Genomic DNA, 18,871 nt, shown 5'->3' with positions numbered 1-18,871 from the left:
GCAGTGTGCGCAGCTCCTGCGAGTGTCTGATATGGGATTGGTAATTGAAAAAAGGGTGCGACAGAACGCGGATTAGAAAATCCCGAACAGCACCAGTAGGTAGGGACAGGTCGCAACCTGTCCGCTCGTGCACCAAGTATAGGTATAGGAAAACGCTCTTCGGGATTTCCCAATCCCGAAGCCAAGCTGTAGGGGATATCCTTATCCCCGTGTGTAGGTATACGCGGGTTAGGAAACCCGCAACAGCGTAGATTCGGATTAAGAAATCCGAATCAGCTTAGGTATTAGGTATAGCTGCGTAAAATTACCAGCTGCTGCTGGCCCCGCCGCCGCCAAAGGAGCCGCCTCCAAAGCCGCCAAAACCTCCGCCTCCGCCGCCTCCAAAGCCGCCACCCCCGCCAAACATACCGCCACCGGTACGGAAGGTGCCAAAAGCGCCCGGACCCAGTATCGGGCCGCCCAACGTGCGTACGCCGCGACCTCCCCGGCCGCCGCCTTTGAAACGGGAAAGAATAAATACCAGGATGAGCACGATCAGGATGATGGTAAACATAGAAGGTCCTTCCTCGTTGCCGCCTGCCTCCGGATCGGCCTGGTACTCTCCGCTGGCCAGGCTGATGATCAGGTTCGTCGCCTCGTTCAACCCTTTGTAGAACTCTCCCTGCTGGAAGTTTGGTTTGAGCGTGCGCTCAGTGATGCGCTTCGCGATGGCGTCAGGGATGATGTGCTCCATCCCGTAACCCGTCTGGATAGCTACCCTGCGCGGCTCGAGCGACACCAGTATCACCATACCGTTGTCATTCTTGCTGCCGCCCACGCCCCAGCGCTCTCCCAGTTCCGCTGCATACTGGTTGGCATCGTAATCCCCGATCGATTTGATGGTGACGATGGCGATCTGGGTCGAGGTGGTGTCGCTGTAGTTGACCAGTTTCTGTTCCAGGTCTGCTACTTCGCCTTGGGTCAGGATGCCGGCCAGGTCGTTTACCAGGCGGGGCGGGTTAGGCCGCGGCGGAAAATCATCACCCTGGGCCAGGGCAAAAACACTTACTAGGAGCAGGTATAGGAGCAGGAAGGATTGTTTCATAGGATGTTAGTCTCCGAACGATACATCATCGCTCAGTTCGTTTATATCTCCTTTATTTTCATAAGGGAAATGCGTTTTTAGCTGTTCACCAGCCATCACGATGCCTTTGGAGAGTCCAGCGGCATACTCTCTTTTCTTGAAGTGGGAGATAACGACCTCCGTGATGTCTTCCCAGTAGCGATCCGGTACGATGGCATTGATACCGGCGTCTCCCAGCACGGCGAACTGGTGGTCTTTGATTGCCACATAGAACAGCACGCCGTTGCGAAGTTTGGTCAGGTGCATGTGCAGCTGGGCAAAAACCGTTGTAGCGCGGTCCAATACCTCCCCTTCGCAGTGGTTTTCGATGTGCACCCGTATTTCGCCGGACGTGTTGCGCTCTGCCTCCCGGATTGCCTGCTGTATGAGCTGTTCGTCTGCCTCGGTGATCGTGTCTTTAGGCATTTGCTGGATTGCTGAATGGTTGTAAGGTTAAATTGTTAAATAGTGGGTAGACCAACCATCAAACAATTTAACCATTGAACAATTGGATTTCTAAAACTGTACGTTGGGGGCCTGTTGTGCGCCTGCTTCTGCCTGGAAGTGGCCTTTACGCTCGAAGCCGAATATGCCGGCCATTAAATTATTGGGGAAGGAGCGGACGGTCGTATTGTAATCCTGCACCGACTCGTTGAATTTTCGCCTTTCCACCGAGATCCGGTTTTCAGTGCCTTCCAGCTGCGCCTGCAACTCCAGGAAGTTCTGGTTCGCTTTCAGCTCCGGATAGCGCTCCACCGATACGAGTAACTTACTCAAAGCGCCTCCCAACTCATTTTGTGCCTGCTGGAAACGCTGAATATTCTCCGGTGTCAGGTCATCGGCGTTGAGTTGCACGCTGGTAGCCTTGGCGCGGGCATTGATGACACTCTCCAGGGTTTCTTTTTCAAAATTGGCGGCGCCTTTCACCGTGTTCACCAGGTTAGGGATAAGGTCAGCGCGGCGCTGGTAGGCGTTCTGTACGTTTGCCCAGGCAGTTTCCACAGTTTCGTCTTTCTGCACCATCGTGTTGTAGCCGCATGACGACTGGGAAGCAAGGATGACAAATCCGATCAGGTAAAAGAAAAGCTTTTTCATGTTTATGTTAAGATATGGTTAGTGTACGGTGCATTGTGCAAAGCTAAGCGATATGATTACGAAAAACGTATCGTTGCGTTGTAAAGCCTGCCGGTCAGGTATAGCTGCAGCAGCTAAGCTATACCTGGAGAGCCTGAGCAGGGACCTGTTGGTTGGATGCAACCTTTTTCAAAAAATAACATCCCGTAAACGGTGCTGCCTCTGCAAATTACCAGTAAAAATTTAATATATTGCTCAAAAAGTGTAGTATATGAAAGTCGTTATTCCTGTTGCTGGCATTGGTTCTAAGCTTCGCCCGCACACCCACACACAGCCCAAGTCGCTGGTTCCGGTGGCCGACAATACTATACTGGGGCATATCGTGGAGAAGCTGTTAGAGGCAGGTATCCGGGATTATGTGTTCATCATCGGCTACCTGGGAGATAAAATAGAGCATTATGTGCGGCAGAAATATCCGGACATCCGGGCTGAGTTTGTGGTGCAGGAGCCACGCGAAGGGCTCGGCCATGCGCTCTGGATCGCCCGCGAAACCTACCGCCACGAAGAAAGTGTGCTCATCATGCTGGGCGATGCCATTGTAGAAGTAGACCTGCAGGCCATCATTGATTCTCCCAACTCGGTACTGGGCGTCAAAAAAGTAGCCAAGCCTTCGCTTTTCGGCGTGACCGAAGTGGGCAATGATGAGTTTATTGTGAAGCTGGTGGAAAAACCCCGCATCCCCAAGTCCAACTTTGCGCTGGTAGGCCTCTACAAGATCATGCACCCGCAGCGGCTGGTAGACTCGCTGGAATACATCATCACCGAGGGCGTGCGGACCCACCAGGAGTACCACCTGACCGATGCCCTGATGCACATGATCCGGAAGGGCGAAAAGATGGTGACCTGGAACGTAGACAACTGGTTTGACTGCGGCCGGAAAGAAACCCTGCTGGAAGCCAATGCCAAGCTGCTGAGCCGCCCCAGATTCCGGGAGCAGGACCTAAGCGGCAAATACCCCGGCAACATCATCATTCCGCCGGTCAGTATTGGAGCCGGCTGCACGCTGGTCAACTCCATCATTGGCCCGAACGTGGCCATTGGCGACAATACCACCATCGTCCGTTCCTCGCTGAGCAACTCGATCATCGGCACGTACTCGGAGCTGCAGAATGCCGTGATGCACGATTCCATCATCGGCAGCGACGCCAGTTTCAAGGGGCTGAGCCACAGCCTCAACATCGGCGACAGCACCGAGATCAACTTCGGGCAGTAGCGGGCGAAGCAGAAATGCGGCGAATTGCGTATCTTTACACTTTATACACAAAGCTATTAGTTCTATATACTTCGTATAGCCATATGAAAAAAACAACAATGTTGCTGCTGGCCGGCGGCCTGACGGCTGTCTCGGCGTGCAAATCATCCCAACCCGAAACTACTGCCACTGGCATGAATACCGACACGACTACAACTGCTGCCGCCGCAGCTCCTGAAACACAACTTAATTACCCCGAAACCAAAAAAATAGACCACACCGATGGCTATTTCGGTACGAAGGTCGCAGATCCTTACCGCTGGCTCGAAACCCATAACGAGGACGTGGACAAATGGATTGAGGAGCAGAACAAGGTTACTTTCAGCTACCTGGACGGCATTGAGTTCCGCGACAAGATCAAAGAGCGCCTGACCAAGATCTGGAACTACGAGCGTTACGGGGCTCCCTTCGAAGAAGGCGGCAAGTACTACTTCTACAAGAACAACGGACTGCAGAACCAGAGCGTGCTGTACGTACAGAATTCCCTGGAAAGTGAGCCAAAGGTATTCCTGGACCCGAACAAGTTTTCAGAAGATGGCACGGTGGCCCTGACCGCGCTGGCTTTCGACAAAAATGCCAAGTACGTAGCTTACGGTACCTCCAGCGGTGGTTCTGACTGGAACACTTACGAGGTGATGGAAGTGGCCACCGGCAAAAAGCTGAATGATAAAGTGGAATGGGTGAAGTTCTCCGGCCCGAGCTGGTACAAGGACGGCTTCTTCTACAGCCGCTACGACGCGCCGACCGAAGGCAACAAACTGGCCAACAAGAACGAGTACCACAAGGTATACTACCACAAGATCGGCACGCCGCAGAGCCAGGACAAGCTGGTGTACGAAGACAAAACCAAGCCGCTCCGCAACTTCTACGGCCAGACAACAGACGACGAGCGCTTCCTGATCCTGAACGTGTCGGAAGGTGCCAGCGGTGCCAATGCCCTGTACTACCGCGACCTGACCGATGCCAAATCTGCCATCAAGCCGATCGTGGATAATTTCGAGTCAGAATACAATGTGGTGGACAACATTGGCGACAAGCTGCTAGTGCGCACCAACAAGAATGCGCCGCGCTACCGCCTCGTGCTCATCGACCCGAAAAAACCGCAGGAACAGAACTGGAAAGTAATTGTGCCGCAGAATGAGAACGTGATGAACAGTGTCTCCTTCGTGGGGGGCCGCATCATTGCCTCTTATATGAAAGATGCTGCCAGCGAAGTGGTGGTATTCGATACCAACGGCAAGCAACTGAACAAGGTAGAACTGCCGTCCATTGGTACGGTAGGCGGCTTTGGCGGTGAGAAAGACGACAAAGAAACCTTCTTTACTTTCACCTCCTTCACTTACCCGCCGACCATCTACCGCTACGATGTGCCGAACAACAAAGTATCGCTGTTCCGCAAGACGGAGGTAGACGTAGATACCGAAGCGTACGAAACCAAGCAGGTATTCTATACCTCCAAGGACGGTACCAAAGTGCCGATGTTCATTGTGCACAAAAAAGGTCTGGTGCTGGACGGCAACAACCCGACTTACCTGTACGCTTACGGTGGCTTCAACATTTCCCTGACGCCAAGCTTTAGCATTGCCAACATGCTGTGGCTGGAGAACGGGGGCGTGTACGCCATGCCGAACCTGCGCGGTGGCGGTGAGTACGGTGAGGACTGGCACAAAGCCGGTATGACACCCAACAAGCAGAATGTGTTTGATGACTTCATCGCGGCAGCTGAATACCTGATCAAAAACAAGTATACTTCGAGTGAGAAACTGGCCGTGGGCGGTGGCTCGAACGGCGGTCTGCTGGTAGGCGCCTTCATGACGCAGCGTCCGGAACTGGCCAAAGTCGCTCTTCCTGCCGTGGGTGTGATGGACATGCTGCGATTCCACAAGTTCACCATCGGGTGGGCCTGGGTACCGGAGTACGGTTCTTCAGAGGACGCTGCGCAGTTCAAGAACCTGTATGCCTTTTCGCCGCTGCACAACATCAAGGAAGGTGTGAAATACCCCGCTACCATGGTGAAGACTGCTGACCACGACGACCGTGTGGTGCCGGCGCACTCTTTCAAGTTCATCTCCGAGCTGCAAGACAAAGGCGCACCGGGTAACCCCTACCTGATACGTATCGATGTGCGTGCGGGGCACGGTGCCGGCAAGCCAACTTCCCTCGTGATACAGGAGTGGGCCGATACCTGGGCCTTCATGTATAAGAACATGGGTGTGAATCCTTACGCAGACCAGCAATAGGTATAGCTGCTAATTTAAAATAAGAAAAGCCGGTGCTACTTGATGTGGCACCGGCTTTTTGTTTGCAGGAGAGGTATAGTTGCAGGTAGAAGTATTGTGTTTATATAGAATAATTTATATGTTTAAAGAATAACTAACCTAAAAACATACTTTATGGAAGCAGAATTTTACAACGAACAACCTCAGGGGCTGAACATCAATTTGGATTCAAAAACTTTTTTATTGAATACAGCCAAATGGGGCAAGTTTTTGGCCATTGTCGGGTTCGTTTTCGTTGGCCTGATGGTAGCAGGCGGCTTGTTTGCCTCCACCGTGCTGGGTGCCATGGGCGAGGGAGCTGGACTGGGAGGAAGCGCGATGGGTAGTGCATTCTTCGGCGTATTTTACCTGCTGTTTGCTCTCCTGTATTTTTTTCCGGTTCTATACCTGTATAAGTTCTCCTCCAAAATGAAAATCGCTCTTAGCGCGAACAACGAAGAGCTGGTGTCGGAGTCATTCAAGAGTCTGAAGTCGCTCTTCAAGTTTATGGGTGTTCTGACCATCGTCATGCTGGTAGCGTATGCCTTGGCTTTGCTGGCAGTAGCTTTCGGGGCCGCCCTGGGCACTTCGCTTTAAGAGCTTCTGATTACATACAAAGCAAGAGAGCACACTGCAAGGTGTGCTCTCTTGCTTTACCGCTATACCTGACTTGGCCCCAACGCTGTTTCTTGCGTACCTTGCAGTCAGGAACCACCACACACGCTATGAAATCAACGACAGGGCAAAGTCCGTTTACCGTGCGCTCCACCGAGATAGGCTTCAGCGGGCAGGCCACCTTGCCGGCGCTGGTCGGCTACATGCAGGAAGCCGCCTGGGACAATACCGCCACCATGGGCATCTCGATGTATGAGCTGCTGGAGCGGGGCATGACCTGGGTGCTGCAGCGTATGCGCGTGGAGATGTTCCGTTACCCCAGGCATCGCGAAGCTATAACCGTCGAGACATGGGCCTCCGGCCGGGAACGGGTATTTTTGCACCGCGACTTCAGGGTATACAGCGCCGAGCGGGAGCTGCTGGGGCAGGCAACCAGCGTATGGCTGGTGATGGACGTGGTGAAGCGCCAGCTGGTATCGGTGCCGGACTTCATTACGGCCATAGAAGTGGTGCCGGGACAGGAGCCGTTGCCCTTTGCCAAAGGCAAGCTGCCGCAACTGCTGGAAGCAAGGTATGAGGAGCACATGCCGGTGCGCTGGCACGACATCGACCTCAACCGCCACGTCACGAACACGCGCTTGCTGCAGTGGGTGCTGGAAACCTTGCCCGCAACGGTGCCGGAAAAACAGCAACTGAAAGAAGTGGATATTATCTTTAAGGCCGAAAGCACACTAGGCGACACCGTGGTCGCTACCGCAGGTCCTGCAGATGGCGCATCCACGTATCTGCACAAACTCACCAGCACCGAAACAGGCAAAGAACTGGTACTGGCGAAAACGAATTGGGGAGTATAGAAGTTAGAAAGGTATACGTTAGGAAGTTTAAGCGGGAAGTAGTAGTCGGGACGAATCGCGAAAGGTGCGCGTGGTGTAGGGAAACAACAGTCAACAAGCAACAATTCAACCATCAATAATTACATGATACAGATCAGAAGAGGGACAATGGATGACCTGCCGCAGGTGCATGCGCTGATTCAGGAATTGGCTGAGTATGAAAAGGCGCCGGAAGAAGTAACCAATACCGTAGAGGACATGCGCTGGGATGGTTTCGGCGAAAATCCGATCTTTAAGTATTTTGTGGCCGAATCAGAAGAGGGCATCGTAGGGATTGCCCTGTATTATACGGCCTATTCCACGTGGAAAGGGAAAATGATCTTCCTGGAGGACCTGGTGGTGACAGAGCGCATGCGCCGGAGTGGCATCGGCAAACTCCTGTTTGATGCTGTAGCCCTGGAGGCCAGAGAAGTGGGGGCCAAGCGCTTCAAATGGCAGGTACTGGAGTGGAACGAGCCGGCCATCGCTTTCTACAAGAAAATAGGCGCCAACCTGGACGGTGAATGGATAAACTGCAACATGAGCGAAGAGCAACTGAAAGCTTACAACGCCTGACCGGACAGCTATACCTGACAGGCTAACCCCTTGCGGCTAACAGGACAGCCGCAAGGGGTTATTTGTTATTCCGCCTCCTGGCCGGTGCGTTCTACATCTTTGGCCACTATTTCCAGTAAAGACCGGAAAGTCAGGCATTTTTCACCGTACCGGTTTATGACCTTTGCCTGCAGCTCCGGCGCATGATCACGCTGGTACTCCTCCAGGTCCGACAGGCTGCGGCAGGTATACTGCACGGCATAGGTGGTACCTCCGTTATCTTCTTCGAGGAGCAGGCGCGCTATCTGGTTGTTGAGGAAGAAGCCGGTGGCCATCACTTCCGGTATATGAATGCTCTTCATCCAGTCCAGCCATTCTTCTGCCACACTGTTGTCTATGTTGACGGTTACATTGTATATAATCATATCCAAAATTACGAGTTTAGTAGCTGTCAGGAAGGGATTTGCGGGAAAAGTTTAAGGGAAGGCCTGGATCTTCCGGTAGCGCTATACCTGGCGGCAGCCACGCAGGCAGTGTTTGCCTACATTGGCTTCTATACCTGCTGCAGGCAGATTCGCCGCTGAAAAGGGTTTGGCAACGCTACTGGCACAGCCAGCTGCCGTCGTTGCTGTTCTGCTTTTCTCCGGCTGCCGGCGCATGGTAGGCCACCAGGATAGAGCCATGGCCTGCCCGGGGAACGAGCTTCAGCGGGCCTTCCTGTACCTGAATTCGCAGCACTCCTTCTTCATCATAAAAGGCTTTGAGGGTGCCGGCCGTATCCCGCAAGGTATAGTAGCTATTGGTGTTGAGGCCAGTGGCGGTGAGGTCTTTTACCTCAAACACGATTTCATTGGTAATGGCGCCGGCTTTGCTGAGGGCGACCTTGTTGGTGCTTTCTACCTTGCCGCCTATCCACAGGTCTTCGCCCAGGCAGCCCGAGGTGTTGGCAATCAGATCGAAATAGGCTTCTTCAATGGGCTCTTTTGCCGATTCAACCGGGAGGACTTCTACCGGCTGCTCAGCTGCTGCCTGCGCCGTATCCAACTGGCTTTTGGCATCCTGCTCCACCCTGGGAGAGCAGGAACAAAGTGAAAGCAGGAGTATTCCGAAAAAGAAACCGGAATCTTCAGGGGTAAAATATTTGTGCATAAACTAGTATTATTTAAGGGTATTCTATACCTATTTATACTAGCTTGCTTTCTCTTATGTTGTTGTTTATTTAGTTAAATGACGGTTTTAAGTAGTTGGCTGTTAGTTGTTTGTGCTGCTATAAAGCGCGCTTGTAATACAGGATAATTCTGCAGGATAGCATGAGGCTATACCTGTCAGAGCGGCTCCAGGTAATTCAGGTCTTTGCCGTAGGTCTCGTCGAGCGTCAGGATGGAAACCACGGCTATTGCCAGGCACAACACGCCCAGCAGCAGCGCGCCCGGCACCAGGCCAATGCCGTCTTTTAAGGCACTGAAAGCCAAGGTGAGCGGCACAACAGCTCCCCGTACAAAATTGGGTACCGTGGTCGTCACCGTAGCGCGAATGTTGGTGCCGAACTGTTCTGCTGCTATCGTCACAAATACGGCCCAGTAGCCGCCTGCAAAGCCGAGGGCCACGCACAGGGTATAGAAGGCATTCAGGCTCAGGTTGCGGCTCAACAGGTATACGGCTACAAAAAGACCGGTGAGCAACAGAAAGGCCAGGACGATGTTACGCCTGCTTTGGAAGTGCTGGCTCAGGTAGCCGCTGGCAAAATCGCCGAACACCAGTCCCAGATAGCAGAAGGAAACTGCCCGGGCAGCCGAGACGGTATCGGTTATACCGAGCGCAAGCCCGAATTCCGGAGAGAAGGTGATCAGGATGCCTACCACATACCAGATGGGTATGCCGATGAGGATACATTTCAGGTATTTCCAGAAGCGTTTGCTGTTGGTGAAAAGCGAAAGAAAATTTCCACGGGCGGCACTGGTCTGTTTCAGGTGACTGAACATCCCCGACTCATAGACGCCTATCCGCAGGAAAAGCAGCAGCATGCCCAGTCCGCCCCCTATAAAGTAAGCCGTGCGCCAGCCAAAGTACTCCCCGACAAAGCCAGCCAGGATAGCCCCCGAAATACCGATCGTAGCCACGACCATCGTGCCATAGCCACGCTTCTCCTTGGGCAGCACTTCCGATACCAGCGTAATGCCGGCGCCCAGTTCCCCGGCCAGCCCCACGCCTGCTACAAACCGAAGCAGGGCATACATGGGTATGGTTGTCACAAAGCCGTTGAGGATGTTGGCCACCGAGTAAAGAAAGATGGAGCCAAACAGGACCGAAAGCCGGCCTTTCTTATCGCCGAGTACACCCCAGGCTATACCTCCCAGCAGCATACCGGCCATCTGCATGTTGAGGAGCAACACGCCTTCTTCCAGGAGTGCAGCCGGGTCCGTTACGCCCAGTGACTGCAGGCTGGGTATCCGGACGATACTGAACAGCACCAGGTCGTAGATATCTACAAAATAGCCCAGGGCAGCCACGATCACGGAGACATTGAGCAGGTAATGCTTTTGGGAAGAAGATTGAAGTTGGGGCATAAGGTTCAGAGTAAGACGGCATTAAATATAGCAGTTTGCGGATAATCACAAAAGTTTGGGGCAGGAAATGCCACTTTTCCCGACATTTACTCTAGTTTAGAGCCGCGAACAGCATGAAAAATTTAGCCTGAAACCATATGCAAAACCTGAGTAAAAAGCTGCAACTGAAACCTGACCAGCACGTGCTGCTGCTGAACGCGCCGCCTACTCTTGCCGACGCTCTAAAGGCCGAAGGATGTACCATAACAGCCGAGACTGCCTTGCCTCCCGCAGGCGCGCTATACGATGCGGTACAGCTGTTCGTCAGAAACAGCAGCGAACTCAACGATTCCCTGCCCCTGGCGGTTTTAGCCCTGAAAAAGGACGGGCTGCTCTGGATTGCCTATCCGAAGAAGTCATCGAAGGTCAAAACAGATCTTACGCGGGACGAAGGCTGGAAACTGGTAAAGGAGATGGGCTATGAGGGGGTGCGGCAGGTTGCCCTGGATGCTACCTGGTCCTCCCTGCGCTTCAAGCATACTTCTGAAAGAAAGGCGCCTTCCCGGTTTGGGGTGGATCCGCCCGGCATAGACCGGAAAACCCGCACCGTCCTGCTACCCGATGACCTGCGCGAGGCGCTGGATGCCATGGGCTTGCTGGACGGTTTTGAAAAGCTGGCCTATACCCACCGGAAAGAATACGTGACCGCCATACAGGAGGCGAAGCGGCCTGAAACCCGGGCCAGCCGCATCGGCAAGACTATTGAGCAGGTGGCGGCGCTGCTGCTGGGGAAGAACCTCTCCTAAAAGCTGAAAAAGAAAAACGCAGCAGGCTGAGCTTGCTGCGTTTTGTAGTGTACAAGTGTAATCTAATTAAAATAACTGGAGGCTGATCCGATACCGCCCTGCCAGCAGGCCAGCATACCTGAAACGGCATTGTAGCGCGGAAGGTATGGCATCAGACTTATATGGTTATTAGCACAACAGTGTGCCCTAAACCGGATGGACTAATCTGATTGTACAGCACGTTTAAACAGGGGCTGACAAGAGCAGCTACTCCGTTTACTGGTTTTTTGCTATTGTACAATCGTATCAAAGGTTACATCCACGTCGGTATCCCCTTTGGTGGCATCGCCGGATTTCAGGCCGTTTGGCTGGTGTTTCAGCACAATTTTCATGGTGCCGGTACCTGCATCGCCGGTTGTAATGGTCGCTGCCAGACCGATAGCGCGATTGTTTACGTCTTTATCTGTTTTCTCGACCGTTACATTGCCACCAGTGGCAGCTGTGTAGGTATAGAATAACTCATGGTCTTTGCCTTCATTTTTTACTTCAGGAGTAATATCAACAGGAGGCGTCTTGCTCTCGTCCGATAAGGTTATGGTGGCATTGTATACTGTGTTCGCCTTAAGCACCAGCTGGTCTTTGGTAGGAGTGCCGCCCACATTTCTGTAAGTAGCGGTTGCGTCCTGGCCTTTGCCCGTTGGAGTGAGAGACAAGGTCATGGTGGTAATAACTTCTCCCTCTTCAATCGGCTCCGGATCATCGTCGTCACCGCAGGCAGTTGTGGTAAGTAAGGCACCCATCAGCAAAAAGGCGAGATACGGTCTGAATAGCTTTTTCATACAATTTTTAAGTGTTTAGTAGGTATAATAAGGATAAATAATATATAGGAATACTTAATTTTTAGTGAAGTCCAGTGGGACTTTTACGCGAAACATAATTAAACGGCCAACTTCATCGGCAAAATATCGAAGTCGGTTCTGGTAATCCCGGTAAGAGGTATTGAGCAAATTGTTCCCAGTTACGCCAATCTGCACCGGGTTGTTACCGATTTTGATGGTAGTGCCTGCTTCGGCATGCAGTAGGAAATAACCGGCCGGAGGAGCTAACACAGGATCTGCGACAGGATCAGAGCGGCGTTGCCTGTCCACAAAAAGCCCCCCTACCGACACATAGGTATCGGCCAGGCGCCCTTTATTGAGGTTACCCAAGGTATAGCGCAACGAGTTGTCGATCCGGTCAGCCGAGATAAAAGGCAGGTAGGAGTCGTCCACTGTGTTGACAGCCCGCACGATGGACCCTCTGGTATCCAGTGTCAGCCTGTCGGTGAAGTTATACGACAGGTTCAGGTCCATGCCCCAGAACCGGGCATCCGTCTGGCGGTAATTGGCTCGCGGCAGTGCCCCCCGTATGGTCAGCTCAAACACCGTGTCCGGCTGCAGGTAGATGTAGTTATCGATCAGGTTGCTGTACACGCTCAGCTCTCCGTTCAGCTTTCGGTTGGAGTGGTAGTTGACCGTGGCCACCGTATGGATTGCATGCTCCGACTGCAGGTTGGGATCGCCTGTCTCAAACGTGGCCGTACCGTGGTGCATACCCTTGGAGTAAAGCTCATTCGGATGCGGCGCCCGGGATGCAAAGCTGACATTGCCGCTGAAGGTCAGGTGATACCCCAGGTCATACATGGCGCCCAGGCTACCCGACAGGTTATGGAAAGTATACTCCGGCTTGATCAGCAGTTTATCCGAGTCATACAACGCTACCCGCAGGTACCGGTGGTCATACCGTGCTCCTGCCTCCAACTGCAGATTGCCCTTTCGCCATTTTTCCTCAGCAAACACGCCGGCCGTGAAGTTCCGGAAGTTAGGTATAAAGAAGCGGGTGCCGCCGTAGGTGTTGCTCTGCCACAAGGTGCTGGCTCCTATACTTCCCGACACGTTGGCAACAGGCTTGTGCTCCCATACCAGTTCGGTGGTATGCGTCTGCAGGGTCAGGTCCAACTCCGCGCGGTTTGTCTGGTTGCGGGGGCCGTGCTTGTCGTACTCCTTGCGCTGGTTTTGCTGAAAGGCATACGTATACTGCAGCTGCCCGAGATCCCCGGTCTTGCGATAGCCTTTCAGTTTGAGCAGGTGGTGCGACACATCCTGGTAAGGGCGCTCGATCGCGTAAGTGAAGTCTCCTGTTTCTTCGGGCTCCTCCCGGTTAAGGGCATGCCCCAGGTCAGTCAGGTTGCCCACATGCGCCGAGGAGAGCACCCCGATCTTGGAATGAAACAGGCTGTAGTATACCTCCCCTCCGTAGCGGGGCTTCTTATACGCCAGGGTAGCCGATACGTTTTGCTCTTCAAATCCGGAGTTCTTCAGCACGTAGTCCGGGGTGCTGGCACTGCCTGCCTTCTTCAGGGAAGTGTGCACGCGCCAGCTCAGCGGCCGCAGCCGGGCCAGGTTGCCTTCTGCCATCGCGGCCACAGCGCCCATCCGGTTGTTGGTACTTCCCATCAGGCTGACTTCCCCTTTTGTACCGGCTGAGTCGGGCAGTGGCCTGGGGTTGATCAGGATCGTGCCGCCAATGGCATCGGAACCATAGCGCACACCGGAGGCGCCCTTCACCACCTTCATCTCTTCGGCAATCAACGGATCGATCTCCGGGGCATGCTCATCCCCCCACTGCTGTGCCTCGTGCCGGATGCCGTTGTTGAGGATGACCAGCCGGTTGCCGTGCAGGCCGTGTACGACAGGCTTGGAGATCATCGGGCCCGTCTGGATAGAGCTCACCCCGGTCAACCGCTTCAGCGATTCGCCCAGTGAAAAGCCGCGTGTTTCTGCCAGCTCCCGGCCTGTAAGCGTTTCGGAAGCCTGTGGCTGCTCCGTGAGCCGGGTGCCCGTTATCTCGACAGAATGCAGCATCTTGGCATCGGCGTGCAACGACAGGTTGCGCACGGTAGAGCTGCTCAGCCTGAAAGAGGAACGTTCCGGCTCATACCCGATGTAAGTTACTTTCAGGGTATAAGGATTCTGGCAAAGGTGATGGAAATGGTAGTTGCCGTACTCATCGGACAGCGTGGTCCGCTGCAGCTCTTCGATGTAAACGGTAGCGCCGATCAGCGGCTCGCGCGTGTCATGGTCCAGCACCTTGCCGGATAATGTCAGGCCACAGTCCTGTTCCGCTACCTCACTGTCGGTGCCGGCCTGCTGCTGGGCCAGCACGGTGTTGGCTGCCGAAAGCAGCAACCATACCAATAAGAGGGTGTTGACTTCTTTAAGTTTAAACACTGTCTGGGTATAAAAGAATGGATTGCCTTCTGTGCCACCACTTTGGAATAGCAGCAGGCAGAAGCAACTCAAAAATCAATAAATACTGAAAGATACATCAGCTGACCGGATAGACTGGTCTGCCCCTGTGCGAGGAGCACACAGTCCGGTCCAAAGCTGGAAAAAGGAGTGCTTAAACGAAAGAAGGTGGGCCACGCTGTTGCGTGTGGGTAGTGGAGGAGTCAGGCCAGTTACTGTAATAGCTGGCTACGTGCTCCGGTAACAGAAGTACCTTAGGGAAAGAAATAACAACCGTACTGCTCTGGTAGGGTGCTCCGAACAGGTCCTCTACCGGGCAATGGGTATGTTTCTTGTCAACATGGGCCTGGTTGTGATCGCCCGGGTGGCTATGCTCGGTATGGGCATGGCTGTGCAGGCTCAGCAGCAGCGCGTCCGGCACCATGGCGCGAACGAACAGCAGCAGCAGAAATAGGGCGATATATGTCGTAAATCGATACACCTAAACCAGGTCAGTCAAAACAAATATAGTATATTTTCACCATTGTTGCATTTACGCGGAAAAAATCTTCCGGTTATCGTTGATCCGGCAGCAGCTGCGCGGGGCCGGAACTATGCCAGAAGCGCCTGTCCCTTGCCTGTATTACAGCGTGCCCGCTCCCTGAAATCGCCTGTTTCTGACATCCTGTCACAAATCCTGCGGCTGCCCCGGTCTGGAACAGGATTTGAAATCGCAGAACCGAGCAGAATCCTGTTTAAGATAAAGACATCACTTTTTAAAGTATAGAACATGGAAGAAAGAGGTAACATTTCGATTCACACCGAGAACATTTTCCCGATCATCAAGAAGTTCCTTTACTCCGATCACGAGATTTTTTTGCGTGAGCTGGTGAGCAACGCCGTAGATGCCACCCAGAAAATGAAGCGCCTGTCGGCCATTGGCGAGTACAAAGGCGACCTGGGTGAGTTGAAAGTGACGGTGAAAGTGGACAAAGATGCCAAGACCATCACCATTTCCGACAACGGCATCGGTATGACGGCCGAGGAGATCAAGAAGTATATCAACCAGATTGCATTCTCAGGTGCCACCGAATTTGTGGAACGCTACAAAGATGCCGGGGAGCAGAACCAGATCATCGGGCAGTTCGGTTTGGGCTTCTACTCAGCCTTTATGGTGGCCGACCGCGTGGAGATCATCACCAAATCTTACAAAGAAGGTACGGAAGCCGCCCACTGGACCTGCGACGGCAGCACCGAGTTTGCCATTGCCCCGGCGCATAAAGAAGACCACGGTTCGAACGTGATTCTGAACGTAGCTTCTGATTCAGAGGAGTTCCTGGAAACGGCCCGCATCCGTACAATTCTCGATAAATACTGCAAGTTCCTGCCGGTACCGGTGGAGTTCGAGGGCGAGGTTATCAACAACCCGAACCCGATCTGGACCAAGCAGCCTTCCGAACTGACGGACGAGGACTACAAGAATTTCTACAAGGAGCTATACCCCTTCTCAGAAGCGCCCCTGTTCTGGATCCACCTCAACGTAGACTATCCGTTCAACCTGACGGGTATCCTTTACTTCCCGAAGGTTAAGAACGATTTTGAGATACAGCGCAACAAGATTCAGCTCTACTCCCGCCAGGTGTTCATTACCGACGAGGTGAAAGACGTGGTGCCGGAGTTCCTGATGCTGCTGCACGGTGTGATCGACTCCCCGGATATCCCGCTGAACGTAAGCCGCTCTTTCCTGCAGGCCGACGCCAACGTGAAAAAGATCAACACCTACATCACCAAAAAGGTAGCCGACAAGCTGAACGAGATCTTCAAGAAAGACAGAGCCACGTTTGAGAACAACTGGGAAGATATCAACGTGTTTGTGAAGTATGGCATGCTTTCCGACGACAAGTTCTATGAGAAAGCCAAGGATTTCGTGCTGCTGCAGAACACCGAAGGCAAGTACTATACCCTGGAAGAGTATAAAGCCCAGACTCAGGCCAACCAGACCGACAAAAACGGCCAGCTGGTGCTGCTCTATACCACGGACGCCGACAAGCAACATGCTTTTGTAGAATCGGCTCAGAACCGTGCTTATGATGTACTTAAGCTGGATTCGGTTATTGACAGCCATTTCATCGGTATGCTGGAGCAGAAGCTGGAGAAAACGACCCTGAAGCGCGTAGACTCTGAAACGATCGACAAACTGGTGGAAAAGGACGAGTCGAAAGAAAGCGTGCTCAACGATACCGAGAAAGAAGATATCAAGAAAATCTACGAGCAGGCCATCAGCAATCAGCACATGCAGGTGGAAGTAGCCCCTATGTCACCGGACGATGCGCCGGTCATCATCACACTGCCTGAGTTTATGCGCCGCATGAAAGACATGAGCCGCAACGGCGGGGGTGGTATGATGTTCATGGGCAACATGCCCGATACCTACAACGTGACCATCAATGCCAACCACAGCATCAACCAGCGCATACTCAAAGCCAAGGACGACAACAAGGAGCGCATTGCCCGTCAGGCCTTCGATCTGGCCCTGCTCTCGCAGAACATGCTCTCCGGCTCAGCCCTGACTGCTTTTGTGAAGCGCAGCGTGGATCTGATAGACAAAGAATAGCCTACTTTTTTCATCCTATACCTAACAATCAGAAAGCGGTGCCTGCTGGGTGCCGCTTTTTTGCTTTCTACCCTCGGGCCAGGTGAACTAAGCAAGTTGCTGAAAAGTTATAGGGGCTGCACCCTGTACCGGTTTGGTGTGTATATGAATTATAAGCATATTTACGTTACTTTAAGAAGTTATTGCCGGCGTCTTGAGAGAGCCTGATGAGCTGGTTTTATTTCCGGTATGCGCGAAGTCAACCAGCAGGCACTCACCAAAATGTCCTTATTCTAAATTATACTATGAAGTATTCTCTTCATCTTGTCTGGCTAAGCGTACTGCTGGCATTTGCAAGTTGCAGTCCTTCCAAATACAACAGCGACTACAACCTGAGCCGCGCTGCCCTGAAGCAGAGCGCGAAGGAGGACGCCGTTGCCCTGGCGGATACAGCCAAACCTTCGGTGGAAACAGGTATGGCGCTGGACGAAGGCGAGGGGCAGCAGGAAAAGAAGCGGAAGAAGAAGGCAAGCAAGCGCTATTTTATGGGCGCCAAGGTCTCCAGAGGCTTTGTCAAGTCCGGCGGCAAGGGGGACAGAGAGGTATTGGAAACGTTCAGCTACCTGGTGGAGCACGAAGATCCGAACCCTTATGCGCCTGAAAAATACTACTACGACACCAAGAAGCGGAAGCTTTACAAAACCCGGGGCGAAATTGACCCGGAGCGCCACAAGGTGCTGCACGGGCCTTACAAAAAGAAGCAGGGAGACCAAGTGATCGAAGAAGGGTACTTCTTTGCAGGCACCAAGCACCTGCGCTGGGAGCGCTACAACCGCAACGGCATCCTGATCGCCAAAGAGCATTATGAGAAAGGCTTTCAACGGGATGCGGTGGTGAGTTACTACGGCGATACCAAAAAAATAAAGGAGGTGATTCCGTACGCCTACGGACAGGTTCAGGGTATGTACTACCGGTTCTACGAAAACGGGCAGCTCGATTGGTCCGGTCAATACGAAAAAGGCCGTAAAGTAGGCATCTGGATCAAGTACTATGACTTCCGTAACCGCCGCCACTCCGAATACCAGTACCCCAAAACACCTTACGAAGCGCCGGCCGAACCCTACCTGGTCAAGCAGTATGACCGCCACGGCACCCTGATCTACGAAAAAGACAAACTGGATAAACGGGCTTCGACCCGCTAGTGAAAGGCATCTTCGATGTGGAAAACCTCCGGCGGATCGCTCATCGTGATGGCGACAATGTCGAAGCGGATGTCGTGCTGCCAGCCGGTTTTGAAGATGTAGGCCTCCGCCGCATTGAGTAGCATCTGCTGTTTTCTGTTGTTGACCGCCTCTTCCGGATAGCCAAAAAGGTCATTGGCCCGGGTCTTGACTTCTACAAACACCAGTATACCTTCTTTTTCTGCGATGATGTCCACTTCTCCCCGGCCTGCTTTGTAGTTGCGCAGCAGGATGCCATACCCCTGTTGCTGCAGGTATGCGGCGGCCCGGTCTTCGCCATCGGAGCCGGTCGAGAGGTGATTTGCTTTTGGGAGAATCATTGAAACTTATAAAATGACTTAAACTAAAAAGCAGCCGATCGGGTTCTGCACTAGGAAGCGGGCGCGGTAGCCGCGATGCCCTGTACAAAGGCAGTGTTTGCGTATGCCCCTTCTCAGGGTTATCTTTGGGAAAAAATAAAGGTATACAGTGGCTTACCAGATCAGGTATACCCGAGCCTGGAAACAGGATACAACTGGTTTTACACATATTCCGGGACAGATGCAGGTATAGGAGGAGGATTTCCCTGCACCTTGCGTCCTGCGGCTTGTGTCTTGCTACTGGTGTCTTTTAAAAAAGAGAAAACACGTGTCACAAAATAAAGAAATAAAGT

The 18,871-nt window shown here is 53.0% G+C and carries 18 protein-coding genes; 8 read left to right on the top strand and 10 right to left on the bottom strand.

Annotation, left to right across the window (positions count from 1 at the left end):
- Nucleotides 1–304: 304 nt before the first annotated feature.
- The 3 genes from OB13_RS03320 to OB13_RS03310 form a co-directional block, all read right to left on the bottom strand.
- Nucleotides 305–1,084, bottom strand: coding sequence for a TPM domain-containing protein (locus tag OB13_RS03320; RefSeq protein WP_461488728.1), 780 nt, complete (start codon nt 1,082–1,084; stop codon nt 305–307).
- A 6-nt stretch (nt 1,085–1,090) separates the two neighbouring features.
- Entirely contained in the window at nt 1,091–1,528 is a 438-nt protein-coding gene (locus OB13_RS03315) for a TPM domain-containing protein (protein ID WP_461488727.1), read from the bottom strand.
- A gap of 90 nt (nt 1,529–1,618) precedes the next feature.
- The gene (locus OB13_RS03310) at nt 1,619–2,197 is read right to left on the bottom strand and encodes a LemA family protein (RefSeq protein ID WP_461488726.1); all 579 of its coding nucleotides are present in this window, start codon (nt 2,195–2,197) and stop codon (nt 1,619–1,621) included.
- A gap of 250 nt (nt 2,198–2,447) precedes the next feature.
- On the opposite strand from OB13_RS03310, the gene OB13_RS03305 reads away from it, so the two are divergent.
- The 5 genes from OB13_RS03305 to OB13_RS03285 all read left to right on the top strand — a co-directional run bounded on the left by OB13_RS03305 (nt 2,448) and on the right by OB13_RS03285 (nt 7,809).
- On the top strand, nt 2,448–3,449 hold the full coding sequence (locus tag OB13_RS03305; protein WP_461488725.1) for a sugar phosphate nucleotidyltransferase: 1,002 nt from the start codon (nt 2,448–2,450) through the stop codon (nt 3,447–3,449).
- 83 nt (nt 3,450–3,532) lie between these two features.
- The gene (locus tag OB13_RS03300; RefSeq protein ID WP_461488724.1) at nt 3,533–5,728 is read left to right on the top strand and encodes a prolyl oligopeptidase family serine peptidase; all 2,196 of its coding nucleotides are present in this window, start codon (nt 3,533–3,535) and stop codon (nt 5,726–5,728) included.
- 153 nt (nt 5,729–5,881) lie between these two features.
- Nucleotides 5,882–6,343 carry a DUF5362 family protein gene (locus tag OB13_RS03295; protein ID WP_461488723.1) on the top strand — a complete coding sequence of 154 codons (462 nt, stop codon included), beginning with the start codon at nt 5,882–5,884 and terminating at the stop codon, nt 6,341–6,343.
- Nucleotides 6,344–6,471: 128 nt separating this feature from the next.
- On the top strand, nt 6,472–7,215 hold the full coding sequence (locus OB13_RS03290) for an acyl-[acyl-carrier-protein] thioesterase (RefSeq protein ID WP_461488722.1): 744 nt from the start codon (nt 6,472–6,474) through the stop codon (nt 7,213–7,215).
- Between the two features lie 123 nt (nt 7,216–7,338).
- A complete protein-coding gene (locus OB13_RS03285) occupies nt 7,339–7,809 on the top strand; it encodes a GNAT family N-acetyltransferase (protein ID WP_461488721.1) in 471 nt (156 codons plus the stop codon).
- A gap of 65 nt (nt 7,810–7,874) precedes the next feature.
- Here the strand turns inward: OB13_RS03285 and OB13_RS03280 are convergent, their stop codons facing one another.
- The 3 genes from OB13_RS03280 to OB13_RS03270 all read right to left on the bottom strand — a co-directional run bounded on the left by OB13_RS03280 (nt 7,875) and on the right by OB13_RS03270 (nt 10,355).
- Nucleotides 7,875–8,213, bottom strand: a complete 339-nt coding sequence (locus tag OB13_RS03280) for a DUF4286 family protein (RefSeq protein ID WP_461488720.1) — start codon at nt 8,211–8,213, stop codon at nt 7,875–7,877.
- Between the two features lie 175 nt (nt 8,214–8,388).
- On the bottom strand, nt 8,389–8,937 hold the full coding sequence (locus tag OB13_RS03275) for a hypothetical protein (protein ID WP_461488719.1): 549 nt from the start codon (nt 8,935–8,937) through the stop codon (nt 8,389–8,391).
- 176 nt (nt 8,938–9,113) lie between these two features.
- The gene (locus OB13_RS03270; protein ID WP_461488718.1) at nt 9,114–10,355 is read right to left on the bottom strand and encodes an MFS transporter; all 1,242 of its coding nucleotides are present in this window, start codon (nt 10,353–10,355) and stop codon (nt 9,114–9,116) included.
- A 137-nt stretch (nt 10,356–10,492) separates the two neighbouring features.
- Here OB13_RS03270 and OB13_RS03265 point away from each other — a divergent pair, with 137 nt between their 5' ends.
- Nucleotides 10,493–11,140, top strand: a complete 648-nt coding sequence (locus tag OB13_RS03265) for a YdeI/OmpD-associated family protein (RefSeq protein WP_461488717.1) — start codon at nt 10,493–10,495, stop codon at nt 11,138–11,140.
- Between the two features lie 269 nt (nt 11,141–11,409).
- Here the strand turns inward: OB13_RS03265 and OB13_RS03260 are convergent, their stop codons facing one another.
- The 3 genes from OB13_RS03260 to OB13_RS03250 all read right to left on the bottom strand — a co-directional run bounded on the left by OB13_RS03260 (nt 11,410) and on the right by OB13_RS03250 (nt 14,887).
- Nucleotides 11,410–11,958 carry a hypothetical protein gene (locus OB13_RS03260; protein WP_461488716.1) on the bottom strand — a complete coding sequence of 183 codons (549 nt, stop codon included), beginning with the start codon at nt 11,956–11,958 and terminating at the stop codon, nt 11,410–11,412.
- A 54-nt stretch (nt 11,959–12,012) separates the two neighbouring features.
- Nucleotides 12,013–14,388 (bottom strand): TonB-dependent receptor, encoded by a 2,376-nt coding sequence (locus tag OB13_RS03255; RefSeq protein WP_461488715.1) that lies wholly within the window; start codon nt 14,386–14,388, stop codon nt 12,013–12,015.
- 172 nt (nt 14,389–14,560) lie between these two features.
- Nucleotides 14,561–14,887, bottom strand: coding sequence for a hypothetical protein (locus OB13_RS03250; RefSeq protein ID WP_461488714.1), 327 nt, complete (start codon nt 14,885–14,887; stop codon nt 14,561–14,563).
- 288 nt (nt 14,888–15,175) lie between these two features.
- On the opposite strand from OB13_RS03250, the gene htpG reads away from it, so the two are divergent.
- Together htpG and OB13_RS03240 are read left to right on the top strand one after the other, a co-directional pair.
- Nucleotides 15,176–16,999, top strand: a complete 1,824-nt coding sequence (htpG, locus tag OB13_RS03245; RefSeq protein WP_461488713.1) for a molecular chaperone HtpG — start codon at nt 15,176–15,178, stop codon at nt 16,997–16,999.
- Between the two features lie 284 nt (nt 17,000–17,283).
- Nucleotides 17,284–18,180, top strand: coding sequence for a toxin-antitoxin system YwqK family antitoxin (locus tag OB13_RS03240; RefSeq protein WP_461488712.1), 897 nt, complete (start codon nt 17,284–17,286; stop codon nt 18,178–18,180).
- On the opposite strand, the gene OB13_RS03235 is transcribed toward OB13_RS03240, so the two are convergent.
- The gene (locus OB13_RS03235; protein WP_461488711.1) at nt 18,177–18,539 is read right to left on the bottom strand and encodes a YraN family protein; all 363 of its coding nucleotides are present in this window, start codon (nt 18,537–18,539) and stop codon (nt 18,177–18,179) included. The two genes, OB13_RS03240 and OB13_RS03235, sit on opposite strands and share 4 nt — an antisense overlap.
- Between the last annotated feature and the right edge of the window lie 332 nt (nt 18,540–18,871).

The organism is Pontibacter sp. HJ8, assembly GCF_054824225.1.
Note: the sequence above shows the minus strand (reverse complement) of the source record. Positions and strands in the feature narration are given on the sequence as shown.

Coding starts and splice junctions, on each gene's coding strand:
- OB13_RS03320 (WP_461488728.1), bottom strand. CDS start 1,084: ATGAAACAATCCTTCCTGCTCCTATACCTGCTCCTAGTAAGTGTTTTT.
- OB13_RS03315 (WP_461488727.1), bottom strand. CDS start 1,528: ATGCCTAAAGACACGATCACCGAGGCAGACGAACAGCTCATACAGCAG.
- OB13_RS03310 (WP_461488726.1), bottom strand. CDS start 2,197: ATGAAAAAGCTTTTCTTTTACCTGATCGGATTTGTCATCCTTGCTTCC.
- OB13_RS03305 (WP_461488725.1), top strand. CDS start 2,448: ATGAAAGTCGTTATTCCTGTTGCTGGCATTGGTTCTAAGCTTCGCCCG.
- OB13_RS03300 (WP_461488724.1), top strand. CDS start 3,533: ATGAAAAAAACAACAATGTTGCTGCTGGCCGGCGGCCTGACGGCTGTC.
- OB13_RS03295 (WP_461488723.1), top strand. CDS start 5,882: ATGGAAGCAGAATTTTACAACGAACAACCTCAGGGGCTGAACATCAAT.
- OB13_RS03290 (WP_461488722.1), top strand. CDS start 6,472: ATGAAATCAACGACAGGGCAAAGTCCGTTTACCGTGCGCTCCACCGAG.
- OB13_RS03285 (WP_461488721.1), top strand. CDS start 7,339: ATGATACAGATCAGAAGAGGGACAATGGATGACCTGCCGCAGGTGCAT.
- OB13_RS03280 (WP_461488720.1), bottom strand. CDS start 8,213: ATGATTATATACAATGTAACCGTCAACATAGACAACAGTGTGGCAGAA.
- OB13_RS03275 (WP_461488719.1), bottom strand. CDS start 8,937: ATGCACAAATATTTTACCCCTGAAGATTCCGGTTTCTTTTTCGGAATA.
- OB13_RS03270 (WP_461488718.1), bottom strand. CDS start 10,355: ATGCCCCAACTTCAATCTTCTTCCCAAAAGCATTACCTGCTCAATGTC.
- OB13_RS03265 (WP_461488717.1), top strand. CDS start 10,493: ATGCAAAACCTGAGTAAAAAGCTGCAACTGAAACCTGACCAGCACGTG.
- OB13_RS03260 (WP_461488716.1), bottom strand. CDS start 11,958: ATGAAAAAGCTATTCAGACCGTATCTCGCCTTTTTGCTGATGGGTGCC.
- htpG (WP_461488713.1), top strand. CDS start 15,176: ATGGAAGAAAGAGGTAACATTTCGATTCACACCGAGAACATTTTCCCG.
- OB13_RS03240 (WP_461488712.1), top strand. CDS start 17,284: ATGAAGTATTCTCTTCATCTTGTCTGGCTAAGCGTACTGCTGGCATTT.
- OB13_RS03235 (WP_461488711.1), bottom strand. CDS start 18,539: ATGATTCTCCCAAAAGCAAATCACCTCTCGACCGGCTCCGATGGCGAA.